The following is a 15,545-nucleotide window of genomic DNA, read 5'->3' on the forward strand; positions in this document are numbered from 1 at the left end:
GCTACCGATATCGAAAGAAAAGCTTAATCTCGAATCAACATGTTGTTTCGATTAAGGGCAGCGGGCATAGCTACGGGACATTTTTATGATTGGGCGGTGGTCTTCCAAGTCGGCAGATAACGAGCAAGTTGAAGCCAAAGGTTTCGACGCGTTCGACTTGCGCCTTGGTGACCTGATGCGCGGTGAACGCGCGACGCTTGGTAAATCGCTTCTGGATGTCCAACGCGAGCTTCGGATCAAAGCCTCCTACATTGCCGCGATCGAAAACGCCGACCCGGAAGCCTTTGATACACCTGGATTTATTGCCGGTTATGTGCGGTCTTATGCGCGCTATCTGAACATGGACCCGGACAAGGCGTTCGCGGCCTTCTGTGCTGAATCCGGTTTTGCCGTGGCGCATGGCATGTCCTCCAAAGCGTCGGTCGTCAAAAAGCCCACCCGCGAAGAGCGTATGACCCGCAATGGCGAGAGCGATATTTTTGCCCGCCCTGCGACGCCCTTCACACCCGTCGGTGATTCCCTTCTGGCGCGCATAGAGCCCGGTGCTTTGGGCTCGCTGCTGGTGCTCGTCGCTTTGATCGGCGGGATTGGCTATGGCGGGTGGAGCGTTCTGAAAGAAGTGCAGCGCGTACAGGTCTCTCCGGTGGATGAAACCCCTGTTGTGCTGTCTGATCTTGATCCGCTGCAAGGCGCGCTTGCCTCCGCTCCCGAAACGACAGAAGACCCCGATGCGCCGACCGCGATGGCTGTGCCACGTTCGGACGCGCTGGACCGGCTTTATCGTCCTGCCGCACTGGATGTGCCTGTTCTGGTCGCGCGGGATGCGCCGATTTCCTCGATTGATCCGCGCAGTATCGGCAGCTTTGCCTCCAGCTCGCCTTCGCCTTCCGTCGGAGATGCGCTGCGCACCGCTGAAAACACCGTGGTCCAACGGGATACGCCCGATGTGTTGCCGGGTGCCGTGCCGCAGGTGGTCGAAGGGCCCGCGCCGCAGCTGCGTATGGTTGCAGCCTATCCATCTTGGGTGCGTGTACGCGCCGCAGATGGCAAGGTTATCTTTGAAGGCATCATGAACAAGGGCGACAGCTGGGATATCCCCGCGACCGAAGAGCCCCCGACGCTGCGCACCGGCGAATCCGGCGCGCTGTATTTCGCGATGGACGGGCAGTACTTCGGGCCTGTTGGCGATCGTGGTGCTGTGACGTCGAACTTGCCGCTGCACCGTCAGGCGCTGGCGGAGCTTTACGAGCCAGCCGTACTGGAAGAGAATTCCGCGCTCGCGACAATGGTGGCCGAGCTGAAGAATGCGGCGACTTCGCCGACGGAATAAGCCGGATACCATTGCAACAACGCGACGGGCTGAATAGGTGTAGGGCGAACCGAACCTGACAGACCCTTCGACTGTTTCATTGCCAAAGGTAGCTTTGCATGTCCCTCAATCACATTCGCCCGTGGCGCAACATTTACCGCCGGAAGTCCCGTCAGATCATGGTGGGGAATGTGCCGGTCGGGGGCGATGCGCCGATCACAGTGCAGACGATGACGAACACGCTGACGACGGATGTCAAAGCGACCATCGCGCAGATTCAGGCTGCTGCCGATGTGGGGGCCGATATCGTGCGTGTGTCGGTGCCGGATGTCGAAAGCTCCAAGGCGCTGAAAGAGATCGTGCGCGAGGTATCGGTGCCGATCGTGGCGGATATCCATTTCCACTACAAACGCGGGATCGAAGCCGCCGAGGCGGGGGCCGCCTGTCTGAGGATCAACCCAGGCAATATCGGCGACGAAAAGCGCGTCAAAGAGGTGATCAAAGCCGCGCGGGACAATAATTGTTCAATCCGCATCGGCGTGAATGCTGGATCGCTGGAACGTCACCTGCTTGAGAAATACGGCGAGCCATGCCCCGATGCGATGGTCGAAAGCGGGATGGATCACATCAAGATCCTGCAAGACAATGATTTCCACGAATTCAAGATCAGCTGCAAAGCCTCTGACGTCTTTATGGCCGCCGCTGCCTACCAGCAGTTGGCCGAGGCGACGGATGCTCCGATCCACCTTGGCATCACCGAGGCGGGGGGGCTGACCTCTGGCACGATCAAATCGGCCATTGGCCTGGGCAATCTATTGTGGATGGGCATCGGTGACACGATCCGTGTGTCCCTGTCTGCGGACCCCGTGGAAGAGGTCAAGGTTGGCTATGAGATCCTGAAATCCCTTGGTCTGCGTCACCGTGGTGTGAACATCATCAGCTGCCCTAGCTGCGCGCGGCAGGGGTTTGACGTGATCAAGACCGTCGAGGCGCTGGAACAACGGCTGGAGCATATCAAGACCCCGATGAGCCTGAGCATCATCGGTTGCGTCGTCAATGGCCCCGGTGAGGCGCTGATGACGGATGTGGGCTTTACCGGCGGGGGCAACGGGTCGGGCATGGTCTATCTTGCCGGCAAACAAAGCCACAAGCTGGGCAATGACGCGATGATCGATCACATCGTCGAACAGGTCGAAGCCCGCGCCGCCGCCATCGAAGCAGAGACCCAAGCGGCAGAGCAAGCAGCCGAGTGACTTTGCCCGAAGCGGCGCATTTGCCATCGACAGATATTTGCGTATTCCATATCAATAGATATGCCTGATCACGCCGCCAAGACCCCGACATACGCCGAGTTTTTCTGCGGCGGTGGCATGGTGCGCGCGGCATTGCAGGACCGCTGGGATTGCGTGCTGGCCAATGATATCGACGCGATGAAATGCAAGGTCTATGCCCAGAATTGGGGGCAGGCGGCATTGCATCAGGGCGATATCGCGGCCATGCCCGATGACTTTCTGACGCGTCAGATCGATATGTATTGGGCGTCGAGCCCTTGTCAGGATTTCAGCCTTGCGGGCAAGGGGCGGGGATTGGGCGGCGCGCGCAGCGGTGTCTTTGCCCATTGGGCCGACAAGATCGCCACGGCCATAAAAGCAGGATTTGCGCCGCGTATCATCGCTTTTGAAAACGTCGTCGGGTTGGTGTCGCGCAACGGTGGGGCGGATATGAACACCGTACTCGCGACCTTTGTGCGGCTTGGCTATAAGGTCGGCGCGCTCGAGATCGACGCGCGGCGTTTCCTGCCGCAAAGCCGGCCGCGGCTGTTCGTTGTGTGCGTGCGCGAGGATATCGACATCTCGGGGCTGACGGTGCCAAAACCGTCCCACGTCTTTCACGGCAAGAAGCTGCAGAAGTTCCTGGCCTCTGCGTCGCGTCCTGTGCGGTCGAACTGGGTCTGGTGGAAGCTGGGGGACGCCCCTGCCGACGAACAGGCGCTTGAGCGCGTGCTTGAACGGCGTGCCACCATGCCGTGGTTCAGTGCCGCGGATACTGACCGTCTGCTCACGCTGATGTCGCCCCCCAGCCTTGAACGGCTGCGCGTGGCGCGCAAGGCGGGGCGTACGGTGGTGGGCACGATCTATAAACGCGGGCGCCCCGATGCGGATGGGAATGTCCGCCAACGGGCAGAGCTGCGCACCGACGGGATTGCGGGCTGCTTGCGGACCCCTGCGGGCGGGTCCTCGCGGCAAATTCTGATGTTTATCAAGGGCAACCAGACCAAAGCCCGGCTTGTCTCCTCGCGCGAGGTGGCGCGGCTGATGGGGTTGCCGGACAGCTACAAGATGCCCGACACCTACAACAACGCCTACCGCGTGGCGGGGGATGGGGTCGCCGTGCCCGTGGTACGCTATCTCGACGAGGTGTTGTTCGCGCCCCTGCTGGAACGTCAGTCACTGGGGGCCGTCGCGTGAACGCGGCGCAGGCGTTTCGGGGCAAGGCACTGGCGGCGCTGACCAACCAGATCGGCGTCTATGCTCTGTGCGATCTGGACGGCAACCCGATTTATGTGGGCCAGTCGGTTGATGGTATCCGCACGCGGGTGCGCCGGCATCTGACATCGGCGCGGTCCGATGTGATTGCCAACCGTCAGATCGACGTGTGGGAGATCGCCTTTGTCTGGGCCTGGCCGGTGACCACGAAGGCAGAGGTAGAACCGCTGGAACGCGCGATCTTTGCTCATTACGACGCTGAATTGCCGTTGATGAACGGCAAGGCGATGGTGGCCGATGCGCCGCTGTTCGACTGGCCGGAAAAGCAGGTGGTGCAGGTCATCGACGAAGAGGAACGACAGTCGCGCCTGACCCCGTCAAACCGGCTGCCGCGCCAGATCAAGCAGTATGACTTGCTGGTCGATTATATCCTCAACGTGAAAGAGGCACCGCATCTCAAACGGTCGCTTGATGCGCATTTCAAACGAATGGTGCGCTATCATCAGCGGTTTCTCTAGGCGCTACGGGGCCAGATACCGCCGCAGCACGATGTCGGGCATATGGCCACGCAAGATGCGGTCTGCCATGACGTAGAAGGGAGGATCGGTCATGCCAAGCTCTGCCGCAAGGGCGGCGCTGGCAGGATCAGACATCATGTGGTGCGTGAAGGTGGTTCTATATGTATCTGTTATCGCTTCTAATTCCGACAGCGCGCGACCGCAGTCTGCGCAGTCGTCGCCGGTAAACAGCGCAATCGGCGCTCCGGCCAATACTTGATCTGTCAGGGATGAGATAAGCGCGAGATCCGCCTGCGCCTTCTCTTGATAGGCTTCGGCAGCATAGTTGCGGGGGGCCACAGCGGGTGCTGCAAGCTCGGGCTCTGCCAGGAGCAACGCCCGCACTTCTTCCCCCAAGGCGCGCCGTTCTGCATGGGTCAGCGCGCCAAAGTCGGTCTGCGCGGCCACCGGAAAGGCCGCCACGCAACAAGCCAATGCCAGTCGCATCTTAGCCGCGTTTTTCTTCCAGAATGGCTTTCATCTGGTCGTAAGGCAGATAGCCGCGCAGCAGTTCGTCCTGCATCACAAAGGTCGGTGTGCCGGAAATCTGCAGCGTCTGTGCCAGTGCGCGGGTCTTTTCGATCTCGGCGGTGACTTCGGCACTGTCCATCTTTTCCTGAATGGCCTCGGCATCCAGATCAAAGCTGTTGGCCAAGCGTCCCAGCGACGTCGGGGTGATGTCGCCGTTAAAGCTCATCAAGGCGTCATGTACGGATTTATAGGCCTCGTCCCCCGCAACGATCTTGGTTGCGATGGCAAAGCGCGAGGCGACCATGGATTGTTCGCCCAGAATCGGCAGTTCTTTCACGATAAAGCGGATGTTGCCGTCGCCATTGACCAGCTTTTCAACCTCGGAGAACGCTTTTTTGCAGTAGCCGCAGCGGTAGTCCATGAACTCAACGATGGTCATGTCGCCTTCGGGGTTGCCACCGACATAGGAATAGCCGTCGTCAAAGATCGCGGCCGCATTGTCGGACACCAGCGTGAAATCCGCCTGCGCCTGTGCTTCGGCCTGACGGGCCTGCAGCTGGTTCACCGCTTCCATGATCACTTCGGGGTTTTCCATCAGATAGGCGCGGACCTCGGCGCGGAATTGCGCGCGTTCGGCATCGGTCAGTTCGGTCAGGTCCATCGCATGGGCGGGGGCTGTCAGGGAAAGGGCCACTAGGGCGGGGGCGATCAGCTTTTTCATCAGGGTCACTCGCTTGTTGTTGCGCAGGGGTGCAGGCACCGGTTGCAAGGGTGGTGCGCGATTTTGCCAGCGCGCACAAGGGTTGACGGCACCGGCGGGGTGCGGTGAAAGGTTCGGGCTCAACAGTAGGATCAAGCCCATGCGCATTTCAACCCGATCTCAGGTCGATCCCTTTATCGTGATGGATGTGATGCAGGCCGCCGCCGCCGCCGAGGCGGAGGGCCGCCACATCATCCATATGGAGGTCGGCCAACCCGGCACGGGCGCGCCCAAAGGGGCCAGCACCGCATTGACCGCCGCGATGGAGCAGGGCGCGCTTGGCTATACCGTCGCATTGGGGCTGCCTGCGCTGCGCCAGCGGATCGCGCGGATGTACGGGGAGTGGTACAATGTCGATCTGGACCCGAACCGCGTGGTGATCACCTCTGGGTCTTCGGGCGGGTTCATCCTGACGTTTACGTCGCTTTTTGATACCGGGGACCGTGTGGGCATCGGGGCACCGGGGTATCCCAGCTACCGCCAGATCCTCAAGGCGCTGGACCTTGCCCCCGTCGATCTGCCCACCTCGCTCGACAACCGCTTGCAGCCGGTGCCTGCGGATTTCGCGGGCATGGACCTGCAGGGGCTGCTGGTCGCGTCTCCGGGCAACCCGACGGGCACGATGCTGGATCACGCTGCCATGTCCGCCCTGATCGACGCGACGAACGCGCAGGGGGCATCCTTCATCTCGGACGAGATTTACCACGGCATCGAATACGAGAAAAAGGCCGTGACCGCGCTTGAGATCACCGATGATGTCTATGTCATCAATTCGTTCTCCAAGTATTTCTCTATGACCGGTTGGCGTGTCGGCTGGATGGTTGTGCCAGAGGATCACGTGCGGGTGGTCGAAAGGATCGCGCAAAACATGTTCATCTGCGCCCCCCACGCCAGTCAGGTCGCCGCCCTTGCCGCGATGGATTGCACCGATGAGCTTGAGGCGAATATGGATGTCTACCGCGCCAACCGCGCGATGATGATCACCGGCCTGCGCGAGGCGGGCTTCACCCGTTTCGCGCCCCCCGACGGGGCCTTCTATGTCTACGCCGATGTGTCCGAGCTGACGGATGACAGCCGCGCATTGGCGCGCGATATTCTGGACAAGGCGGGTGTGGCCGTGACCCCGGGGCTCGATTTCGATCCGGTGCGCGGGCATCACTGGTTGCGGTTTTCCTATGCGCGCAGCACCCAGGATATTGCCGAGGGGCTGGGACGGCTCAAGACCTATATGGCGGCCCGCTGAAAGGCTGGCTCGGGTCGCGGCAGGGTGCTATACCTGCCGCAACCACCCCGAGCAGAACGGTGACAGGCATGCGTATTCTTCCCATTATCGCAACGGTTTGCGCGCTGTCCTTGCCAGCGTCCGCGCAGGATCTGACCGCGCTGGCGCGCGTGGACCCTACCAAAAGCGCCATCTCGGATGGTTGGTTCGGGGGCACGACGCTGACGCTTGGGCTGAGCCAAGGGGTGCCGTTTCGGGTGTTCTTGCTGGATGATCCTGCGCGGCTGGTGGTGGATTTCCGCGAGGCCGACTGGAGCGGTGTGAACACCAAAGACCTGCTGCCTGAACCCGGACGGATTACCGGTCTGCGCTTCGGCCCGTTCCAGCCCGGTTGGTCGCGGCTTGTCGCGGATCTGGCCGAACCGATGATCCCGCGGGAGATCGGGATGCCGGTCAACAAGGGCTCCGGTCACGCCACGCTTGAGATCGCGTTGACATCCGTCACCCCCGAGGAATTTGCCGCCGCCGCCGGTGCGCCCGTTGATCCGGCGTGGACCATGGCGCTGGCCGCACCACCCAAAGCGGTTGCAGACATGAAAGAGGTGCCGTTTCGTGTGGTGCTGGACCCCGGTCACGGGGGCGTTGATCCGGGGGCAGAGACAGATGGTATCCTGGAGAAAGACCTCATGCTGTCCTTTGCCCAAGCCCTGCGCGACACATTGGTCCGCGACGGGATCGATGTGGTGATGACGCGCGACACGGATCATTTTGTTGCGCTTGAAACCCGCGTCGCCATTGCGCATCAGGCCGAAGGCGATCTGTTCATCTCGCTCCATGCGGACAGTTTGCAGCACGGCGGCGCAAAGGGGGCGACGGTCTATACGCTGTCGGACGACGCCAGCGATACTGCCACCGACCATCTGGCCGCACGCCACAACCGCGCCGATATTATCGCGGGGGCCGATCTGACCGGATCGGATGACGAGGTTGCCAGCGTGCTGCTTGATCTTGCCCGCCAAGAGACAGAGCCGCGTTCGGTCGCCGCCGCTAAAGTGCTGGTTGAAGGGATGAAAGCCGCCGGCGGGCCGATGAACCGCCACCCGCTGCGCAACGCGGGCTTTTCGGTGTTGAAATCGGCTGACATCCCCTCGGTCCTGATCGAAATCGGGTTCCTCAGCTCGAAGCGTGATCTTGCCAATCTTCGAGACCCGATCTGGCGGGCGGTCATGGTGTCGGCGATTGCAGATTCCATCGCCAAATGGCGCGACGCGGATGCCGCGCTCAAGCCCTTGATTCGCCAGTAAACCGCACCCGAACGCCCCTCTAGGTGTTGCGCGGGTTACCGCACAGGGCCACTGCATCGTGTTTTGACGATTCCCGCAGGGTTGCGTATAGACGGGTCACCAACCCTCCTTGCAAGGAACTGCCAGCCGTGTTTCGTTTGATCCTGTCTTTCTTCGGGGGTATTTTTACCACCCTCACCATGAGCATCGGTATGGTCGCGCTGACCATCGGCGCGGTGTTCTGGATGTATGGCCGCGATCTGCCCAGCCACGAATCCCTTGCGCAATACACGCCCCCGACGATCAGCCGGATTTATTCGGGGCAGGGGCGGTTGATTGACGAATTCGCCAAGGAACGCCGCCTGTTCGCGCCGGCCAACACGATCCCGCCGCTGATCAAACAGGCGTTCATCTCGGCCGAGGACAAGAACTTCTATACCCACGAAGGCTATGACCTGCGCGGCATCGGGGCGGCGGCCGTAGATGCGGTGCGCACAAGGGGCAAGGACGTGCGCGGGGCATCGACCATCACGCAGCAGGTGATGAAGAACTTTCTTCTGTCCGGCGACCGTCGGGCCGAACGGAAAATCAAGGAAATCATCCTCGCCGCACGGCTTGAGGAAACGCTGCCCAAGGAAAAGATCCTTGAACTTTATCTGAACGAGATCTTCTTGGGCCAGAACTCCTACGGTGTGGCCGCCGCGTCGCAGACCTATTTCAACAAGACATTGGGGGAGCTGGCCCCGCATGAGGCTGCGTTCCTAGCCTCGCTGCCCAAAGCGCCGTCTGATTATCATCCTGTGCGCCGCAAGGACCGGTTGCTGTCACGCCGGAACTTCGTGCTGCGCGAGATGAAGGAAAACGGCTATATCACCCCCGCTGTCTACGAGACCGAGGTAGCACAGCCTTTGCGATCGGTGCAGAACGGGGACTTTGAAAGCTTCAAGGCCGAACTGCCGCCACGCGATTACTTTACCGATGAAATCCGCCGCCAGCTGTCCGAGAACTTCGGCGAGGGCGAATTCTTTACCGGCGGTCTGACCGTGCGTGCGACCATCGACAATGAGATGCAGCCCATTGCCGCACAATCCTTGCAGCAGCAGCTTGAGGAATATGACCGCGGCATCGGTATCTACCGCGGCACCGGCAAGAAGATTGCGCCCGAAAAGCTGACCACCGAGGCAGATTGGCGCGAAGCGCTGTCGGACACCCGTGTGCCACGTGACGTTGATCTGGAAAACCCGTGGTATCCCGCCGTGGTGCTGAGCCTGACCAATGACGCCGCCCGCATCGGGATCGAAGGCGTGGACGAGGACGCAGACGGTCATTTCATCCCCGCCAAGGATGTCCAATGGGCGCGCAAACGTCTTGAGAACGGCAAGCTCGGCAACCGCGCCCAAGTGCCCGCTGACCTGCTTGAGGTCGGCGACGTGGTGCTGGTGCGCCGCATGACGGCGGATAGTGACGGGTCGTTCATCCGTTGGACCCTGCGTCAAATCCCGGAAGTGCAGGGCGGCTTTGTCGCAATGGACGTGAATACAGGGCGGGTGATCGCGATGCAGGGCGGTTTCTCCTATCAGGCGTCGGTGTTCAACCGTGCGACGCAGGCGAAACGCCAGCCGGGGTCGAGCTTCAAGCCCTTTGTCTATGCCGCGGCATTGGACAGCGGCTATACCCCTGCGACCATCGTTGTGGATGCCCCGATCGAGATCAACACACCCCAAGGCATGTGGCGGCCACGAAACTCGTCGAACAAGTTCTACGGGCCGACGCCCCTGCGGACGGGTATCGAACAGTCGCGGAACCTCATGACCATCCGTCTGGCGCAAGAGGTCGGGATGAACACCGTTGGCGACTATGCCGAACGGTTCGGCGTCTATGACAACCTCTCGCCGGTACTGGCCAACGCGCTTGGTTCGCAGGAAACCACGCTCTACCAGATGGTGTCGGCCTATGCGATGTTCGCCAATGGTGGCGAACGGGTGCAGCCGACGCTGGTGGACCGTGTGCAGGACCGCTACGGCCGCACTGTCTACAAACACGACCAACGCATCTGTAACGATTGCCAGCTAGAAACGCTGGCCCCCGGTGTGGGGCCGCGCATCATCTCGAACCGCGAACGGGTGATGGACCCGATCACGGCTTACCAGCTGACATCGATGATGAAGGGCGTGGTGGATCGCGGCACGGCGCGTGGGGCGGTGAACCTGCCCGTGCCAATCGCGGGCAAGACCGGCACCACCAACGACGCCAAAGACGTCTGGTTCGTCGGCTTCTCAAGCAATATCGTGGCGGGCTGCTATATCGGTTTTGACAATCCGCGCTCGCTGGGGCGTCGTGCCTATGGGGCGGGGATGTGTGGCCCTGTATTCCAGCGGTTCATGAGCGAAGCGATCAAGAAATACGGCGGCGGCCCCTTCGAAGTGCCCCCCGGCGGTCACTTCATCAAGATCGACCGCTTCACCGGTGCGCGTCTGTCTGACAGCGCCGCAGGTCCCAACGTTGTGGCCGAATACTTCCGTGACGGCGAAGAGCCGCTGTTCGGGATCACCTTTGATGGTGGCTTTGCGATGGGTGCGGATCTGCCGCTGGTCGAAGAAGCCGGCGGCGGCGCGCGCGAGGTCACAACCTCTACCGGTAAGAAGGCGCGTGTCGGACCCAAGGCAAGCTTTGGCAGCATCAGCTCCGGCGGGTTGTACTAGGCCCGACCCCATTCTACAGCGCTTGCCCAAGTTGCGGCGCTGGTCTATTTGAAACGCGGCCCCGGCTATTCGGGGCCGCGATCTATTTAAAGGCAGGATACCATGCGCGCAGATGCACAAAATACAGCGGATAAGATCAGCAAATCGCTGGAGCTGTTGGCACAGCGTCTGGACGTCGAAACCGCGCCATACCGTCTGGAAGAATTCAACGCCCGTGTCGAAGACCCCAATCTGTGGGATGATCCCGATGCGGCGCAAAAACTGATGCGCGACCGTCAGGCGCTGGTCGATTCCATCGCCACCTACGAGGGCATCAAACAAGAGCTGGCCGATAACATCGAGCTGATCGAATTGGGCGAGATGGAAGGCGACGACGAGGTTATCGCAGAGGCCGAGACCGCGTTGAAAAAGCTGGCCGAGACAGCCGCCCAGAAAGAGCTGGAAGCGCTGTTGAACGGCGAGGCCGACGGGAATGACACCTTCCTTGAAATCAACGCGGGGGCAGGCGGCACCGAAAGCTGTGACTGGGCCAATATCCTGTCGCGCATGTATGTCCGTTGGGCCGAGAAAAAGGGCTATAAGGTCGAGCTGCAATCCGAAAGCCCCGGCGAAGAGGCGGGGATCAAATCGGCGACCTACAAGATCAGCGGTCCGAATGCCTATGGCTGGCTCAAGTCGGAATCCGGTGTGCACCGTCTGGTGCGGATCAGCCCCTTTGACAGCGCCGCCAAACGGCACACGTCCTTTACCTCTATCTGGGTGTATCCGGTGGTGGACGACAACATTGAAATCGACATCAACCCCAGCGACATCCGCATCGACACCTATCGGTCCTCGGGGGCCGGTGGTCAGCACGTAAACACCACCGACTCGGCCGTGCGGATCACGCACCACCCCACCGGCATCGTGGTTACCAGCTCTGAGAAATCGCAGCACCAGAACCGCGACATCGCGATGAAGGCGCTGAAATCGCGGCTGTATCAGATGGAGCTGGACCGCCGCAACGCGGCCATCAACGAAGCCCATGAAAACAAGGGCGACGCGGGCTGGGGCAACCAGATCCGGTCCTACGTCTTGCAGCCCTACCAGATGGTCAAAGACCTGCGCACCAACTTTGAAACCTCGGATACCAAAGGGGTGCTGGATGGTGACCTTGACGGGTTGATGGGGGCCGCGCTGGCGCTTGCCGTGTCGGGCAAGACCCGCGCCGAGGCGCAAGAAGGCTAAGGCCAAATATCAGGCAACTGCGCGCGGGCGGCCTTGTCTCGTGCAGCAGTTTTGCCGGCGCCCCTTGCATCCCGCTGCGGCCTTCCGTTCTATGACCCCGAACGGAGGGCTCGGCCATGAACATACTAGACATCGGGGCCTTGGCCCAATCGGAGGCTTTGGCGAACGGCAGCCTGACGGCGCGCGCTTTGATGGAGGCCACGCTAGAGCGCATCGACGCCGTGAACGGCGCGGTCAACGCCATCGTCGCGCTGCGCCCGCGCGCGGAGCTTTTGGCCGAAGCCGATAGGGCCGATGCCACGCCTCGGGTCGGATGGCTGCACGGTATTCCCATTGCGATCAAGGATTTATCCGATGCCAAAGGCTTGCCAACCGCCAAGGGATCACCGCTGTTCGCCGGAACGATTGCCCAGAAGGACAGCGTCTTCGTGAGCCGCATCCGCGCGGCTGGGGCAATCATCATCGGCAAGACGAACACGCCTGAATTCGGGTTGGGCAGCCATACGTTTAACCCCGTCTATGGCCCGACGCGGAACCCCTATGACCACACACGTTCGGCTGGCGGGTCTTCGGGCGGGGCGGCGGCTGCTTTGGCCACGGGGATGCTGAGCATCGCGGACGGGTCCGACATGATGGGCAGTCTGCGCAACCCCGCGGGCTGGAACAACGTCTACGGCATGCGCCCCAGCTGGGGCACAGTACCGGCAGAGCCAGAGGGCGATATGTTCCTGCATCAGCTGAGCATGGCAGGCCCGATGGCGCGCTGCCCCCGCGATCTGGCGGCTTTGCTGGACACGATGACCGGAGAGGACCCCAAACAACCCCTCGGCCTGTCACCCGCGCCGAGCTTGCCGCAGATGGACACCCCGTCGACCGCGCGTCGCATCGGGTGGCTGGGCGATTGGGGCGGGGCCTATGCCTATGAAGACGGGATCGAGGACGTGAGCAAAGCGGCCCTGGATCAACTGGCCGCCCTGGGGCATCAGGTGACCGCTGTGCCAGCCCCCTTTGACGCGGACGCGATTTGGGACAGCTGGACCACGCTGCGATCTTTTGCCGTTGCTGCCGGTTTGGGCGCGCTTTACCGCGATCCGGAAACCCGCGACAAGCTCAAGCCCGCCGCTCAATGGGAGATCGAGCGCGGGCTCGGGTTCACGGGGCAGGAGGTGCAGCAAGCCAGCCTGACGCGGTCGGACTGGTATCGCCGTGTCACCGCGCTGTTTGACGAGGTTGACGTGCTGGTGCTGCCTTCGGCGCAGCTTTGGCCCTTTGACGTGGATCAGGTGCATCCGACACAGATCGCCGGACGGGACATGGATACCTATCACCGCTGGATGCAGGTCGTGGTGCCTGCCGGTCTGGTGGGGCTGCCGGTTGTCAACATCCCCGCCGGTTTCGGCGCAGGGGGGCTGCCTGCGGGGCTACAGATGATCGGACCGCGGGGCAGCGATACGGCGCTGCTTCAACTGGCGCAACAGTGGCACGCGGCAACGCAGTGGCCCCAGATGCGCCCGCCGCCGCTGGCGTAGCGGTCATTCAAAGGCGAATTCGGTGCGCAGAAGGTGGCGGTGAAAGGGTTCAAGATCGCTTGCCTCGCACAGCCCCTTCAAGCGGGCGGCCTGCAACACGGCCGACGGGGTTTGCGGCAGGTATTCATAGACCAGCCGCGTCGCCCGCAGCCCGATCGAATTTTCCGGCACCGTGCGGGTGATATATCCGACCCAGAAATTATTGTTGAACGACGCGATCCGCCCCAGATAATTGAACGAAGAGGTCATCGCGCCGCGCCGCGAGGCGATAATGGCGATGCCTTCTTCCTGCTGCAGCACCACGCCGCGATATTCGCGCAATTCCGAATGGGTGGGCAGGCTTTGGATGCGCATGGCGTGAGGGGCCTCGTAGCCGCGCAGATAGGTATGCCGGCCACTGCGAAACACCATAACCAATCCCAAGGCGAATTTCTCGGGGTAAAGAAAACTACGACGCGAGAAACGGTAGAAACCGCTGGGAAACGTGGCTTCGGGCAGGTCCAGCGCGCCCGAAACGATGAAGTCGCCCATGAAATCCGGGGGGGTGGGTTCGATCTTCTTGATCTCTTCCAAGGGCTCCAGAAGGACACGCGCATCAACGTCGAAAAACTTGCACATCCGGTCCAGAATATCGGGGCGCGGAAAGCTTTCCCCCGACAGATATCGATTGAACTGTGTGCGATTGATCCCCAGTTCCTGCGCGAGGTAGGTGATGGAGGGGTAACCTACTGAAAGTTTTTTTAAATTTGACCCGAAAATTGTCCTGATATCGGCGGGGTTCGTCATGAAATCAGTCCGTTAAAATTAATTGAACTAAACTTCACAACCTTTGAACGAATTTGCAAGGAGATTTGCAATATAGGGCTGTTTAATGACGCTATTCAGCGTCAAATTTCGGTGCGCGCGACACAAATTGATTTCGTAAAAAAATCGACAATTTGTAAAAATGACATGATTATCTCTCATGTCTGCAAGCATCTGGAAGGAACAGTTAAATGTACGGTGTGGTACTTTGGAGCGATGCCCGAGCCAACAAAGCTGTGTTCTGGTGCGAGGATCACGGCGACCTTGCATATTTCCAGGGTGACCCCGCGACAGTGAACCAGACGACAAGCTGTTTCGATGCTGGTGATCTGGTCCAGTTCGAGGTCTACCACGAGGCCAAATTGCGTAAGGCGCTTAACCCCAAGGTCGTGCGATCCAAGGCGGATGCTGATTTGCCTAACAAACTGCTGCGCCATTCCGCCGGCATTACGCGAAAGCAAACCGGCGGCGAGGTGCTTCCATTCCGCCCAAAAGCCGCCCCGCCGGTAGAGTTCCGTCACCGCGGTCAGGCCTAGTCCGGCCGGAGCCGGCCAGACGTCAACCTGCCACCTTAGCGTATCAGTCGCCGCGCGACAGGGCTGCCACACCCGTCCGTGCCACGGACACCAGCCCCAAGGGGCGCATCAATTCGGCAAATGCGTCAATCTTCTCGGGCGCGCCGGTGATCTCGAATACGAATGTTTCCAAGGTACTATCGACAACGTTGGCGCGGAAGATATCCGCAAGACGCAGCGCTTCGACACGTTTGTCGCCGGTGCCATTCACCTTGAACATCGCAAGCTCACGCTCGACCACGGGGCCTTCGACGGTCAGGTCATGCACGTCGTGTACTGGCACAATCCGCCCCAACTGCGCCTTGATCTGCTCGATCACCTGCGGCGTGCCCGAAGTGACGATTGTGATGCGGCTAAGGTGGCCTGTGTGGTCGACCTCTGCCACGGTAAGGCTGTCGATGTTGTATCCACGGCCCGAAAACAGACCGATGACGCGCGCCAGCACACCTGGTTCGTTCTCGACCAGTACGGCCAGCGTGTGGCGTTCGATCACATCCGAGAAATTGGGACGTAGGTTATAGGCGGAATGGCTGTTGGAGCCTTTTTTGATCTTTAGGGCTGACATGACACTGTCCTTCTAAGATTTGTTCAATCTCGGCGCGCGACCCCGCGCCGATGTG

14 protein-coding genes are annotated in these 15,545 nt (G+C 60.9%); 10 read left to right on the forward strand and 4 right to left on the reverse strand.

What is annotated here, in order from left to right:
• Positions 1–85 precede the first annotated feature (85 nt).
• The 4 genes from ABM428_RS08750 to ABM428_RS08765 all read left to right on the forward strand — a co-directional run bounded on the left by ABM428_RS08750 (position 86) and on the right by ABM428_RS08765 (position 4,313).
• Positions 86–1,330 (forward strand): helix-turn-helix domain-containing protein, encoded by a 1,245-nt coding sequence (locus ABM428_RS08750; RefSeq protein WP_132996672.1) that lies wholly within the window; start codon positions 86–88, stop codon positions 1,328–1,330.
• Positions 1,331–1,428: 98 nt separating this feature from the next.
• The gene (gene ispG, locus ABM428_RS08755) at positions 1,429–2,562 is read left to right on the forward strand and encodes a flavodoxin-dependent (E)-4-hydroxy-3-methylbut-2-enyl-diphosphate synthase (protein WP_074635003.1); all 1,134 of its coding nucleotides are present in this window, start codon (positions 1,429–1,431) and stop codon (positions 2,560–2,562) included.
• A gap of 60 nt (positions 2,563–2,622) precedes the next feature.
• The gene (locus tag ABM428_RS08760; RefSeq protein WP_132996671.1) at positions 2,623–3,777 is read left to right on the forward strand and encodes a DNA cytosine methyltransferase; all 1,155 of its coding nucleotides are present in this window, start codon (positions 2,623–2,625) and stop codon (positions 3,775–3,777) included.
• A complete protein-coding gene (locus ABM428_RS08765) occupies positions 3,774–4,313 on the forward strand; it encodes a GIY-YIG nuclease family protein (protein ID WP_037944166.1) in 540 nt (179 codons plus the stop codon). The genes ABM428_RS08760 and ABM428_RS08765 overlap by 4 nt, the downstream gene beginning before the upstream one ends.
• Before the next feature lie 3 nt (positions 4,314–4,316).
• Here ABM428_RS08765 and ABM428_RS08770 read toward each other — a convergent pair whose 3' ends face one another.
• Both ABM428_RS08770 and ABM428_RS08775 read right to left on the reverse strand, forming a co-directional pair.
• The gene (locus ABM428_RS08770; protein ID WP_132996670.1) at positions 4,317–4,799 is read right to left on the reverse strand and encodes a disulfide bond formation protein DsbA; all 483 of its coding nucleotides are present in this window, start codon (positions 4,797–4,799) and stop codon (positions 4,317–4,319) included.
• A 1-nt stretch (position 4,800) separates the two neighbouring features.
• Entirely contained in the window at positions 4,801–5,544 is a 744-nt protein-coding gene (locus ABM428_RS08775; RefSeq protein ID WP_037945007.1) for a DsbA family protein, read from the reverse strand.
• Between the two features lie 139 nt (positions 5,545–5,683).
• Between ABM428_RS08775 and ABM428_RS08780 the strand changes: the two genes are divergently transcribed.
• From ABM428_RS08780 to ABM428_RS08800, 5 genes are all read left to right on the forward strand, one after another.
• Positions 5,684–6,826, forward strand: coding sequence for a pyridoxal phosphate-dependent aminotransferase (locus ABM428_RS08780; RefSeq protein WP_132996669.1), 1,143 nt, complete (start codon positions 5,684–5,686; stop codon positions 6,824–6,826).
• A gap of 68 nt (positions 6,827–6,894) precedes the next feature.
• Positions 6,895–8,109: an N-acetylmuramoyl-L-alanine amidase gene (locus ABM428_RS08785; RefSeq protein ID WP_132996668.1), complete on the forward strand. Its 1,215-nt coding sequence runs from the start codon at positions 6,895–6,897 to the stop codon at positions 8,107–8,109.
• 128 nt (positions 8,110–8,237) lie between these two features.
• Positions 8,238–10,790 carry a penicillin-binding protein 1A gene (locus ABM428_RS08790; RefSeq protein ID WP_132996667.1) on the forward strand — a complete coding sequence of 851 codons (2,553 nt, stop codon included), beginning with the start codon at positions 8,238–8,240 and terminating at the stop codon, positions 10,788–10,790.
• Between the two features lie 102 nt (positions 10,791–10,892).
• The gene (prfB, locus tag ABM428_RS08795; RefSeq protein ID WP_009826942.1) at positions 10,893–12,017 is read left to right on the forward strand and encodes a peptide chain release factor 2; all 1,125 of its coding nucleotides are present in this window, start codon (positions 10,893–10,895) and stop codon (positions 12,015–12,017) included.
• A gap of 116 nt (positions 12,018–12,133) precedes the next feature.
• Entirely contained in the window at positions 12,134–13,546 is a 1,413-nt protein-coding gene (locus ABM428_RS08800) for an amidase (RefSeq protein WP_353627855.1), read from the forward strand.
• Between the two features lie 3 nt (positions 13,547–13,549).
• On the opposite strand, the gene ABM428_RS08805 is transcribed toward ABM428_RS08800, so the two are convergent.
• Entirely contained in the window at positions 13,550–14,332 is a 783-nt protein-coding gene (locus tag ABM428_RS08805; protein WP_005853292.1) for a helix-turn-helix domain-containing protein, read from the reverse strand.
• A gap of 209 nt (positions 14,333–14,541) precedes the next feature.
• Here ABM428_RS08805 and ABM428_RS08810 point away from each other — a divergent pair, with 209 nt between their 5' ends.
• Positions 14,542–14,886, forward strand: coding sequence for a hypothetical protein (locus ABM428_RS08810; protein WP_064215740.1), 345 nt, complete (start codon positions 14,542–14,544; stop codon positions 14,884–14,886).
• 43 nt (positions 14,887–14,929) lie between these two features.
• Here ABM428_RS08810 and ilvN read toward each other — a convergent pair whose 3' ends face one another.
• On the reverse strand, positions 14,930–15,490 hold the full coding sequence (ilvN, locus tag ABM428_RS08815) for an acetolactate synthase small subunit (protein WP_005853297.1): 561 nt from the start codon (positions 15,488–15,490) through the stop codon (positions 14,930–14,932).
• Positions 15,491–15,545 lie beyond the last annotated feature (55 nt).

Source organism: Sulfitobacter sp. TCYB15 (assembly GCF_040435955.1).
GTDB classification, from domain to species: Bacteria; Pseudomonadota; Alphaproteobacteria; order Rhodobacterales; family Rhodobacteraceae; genus Sulfitobacter; species Sulfitobacter pontiacus.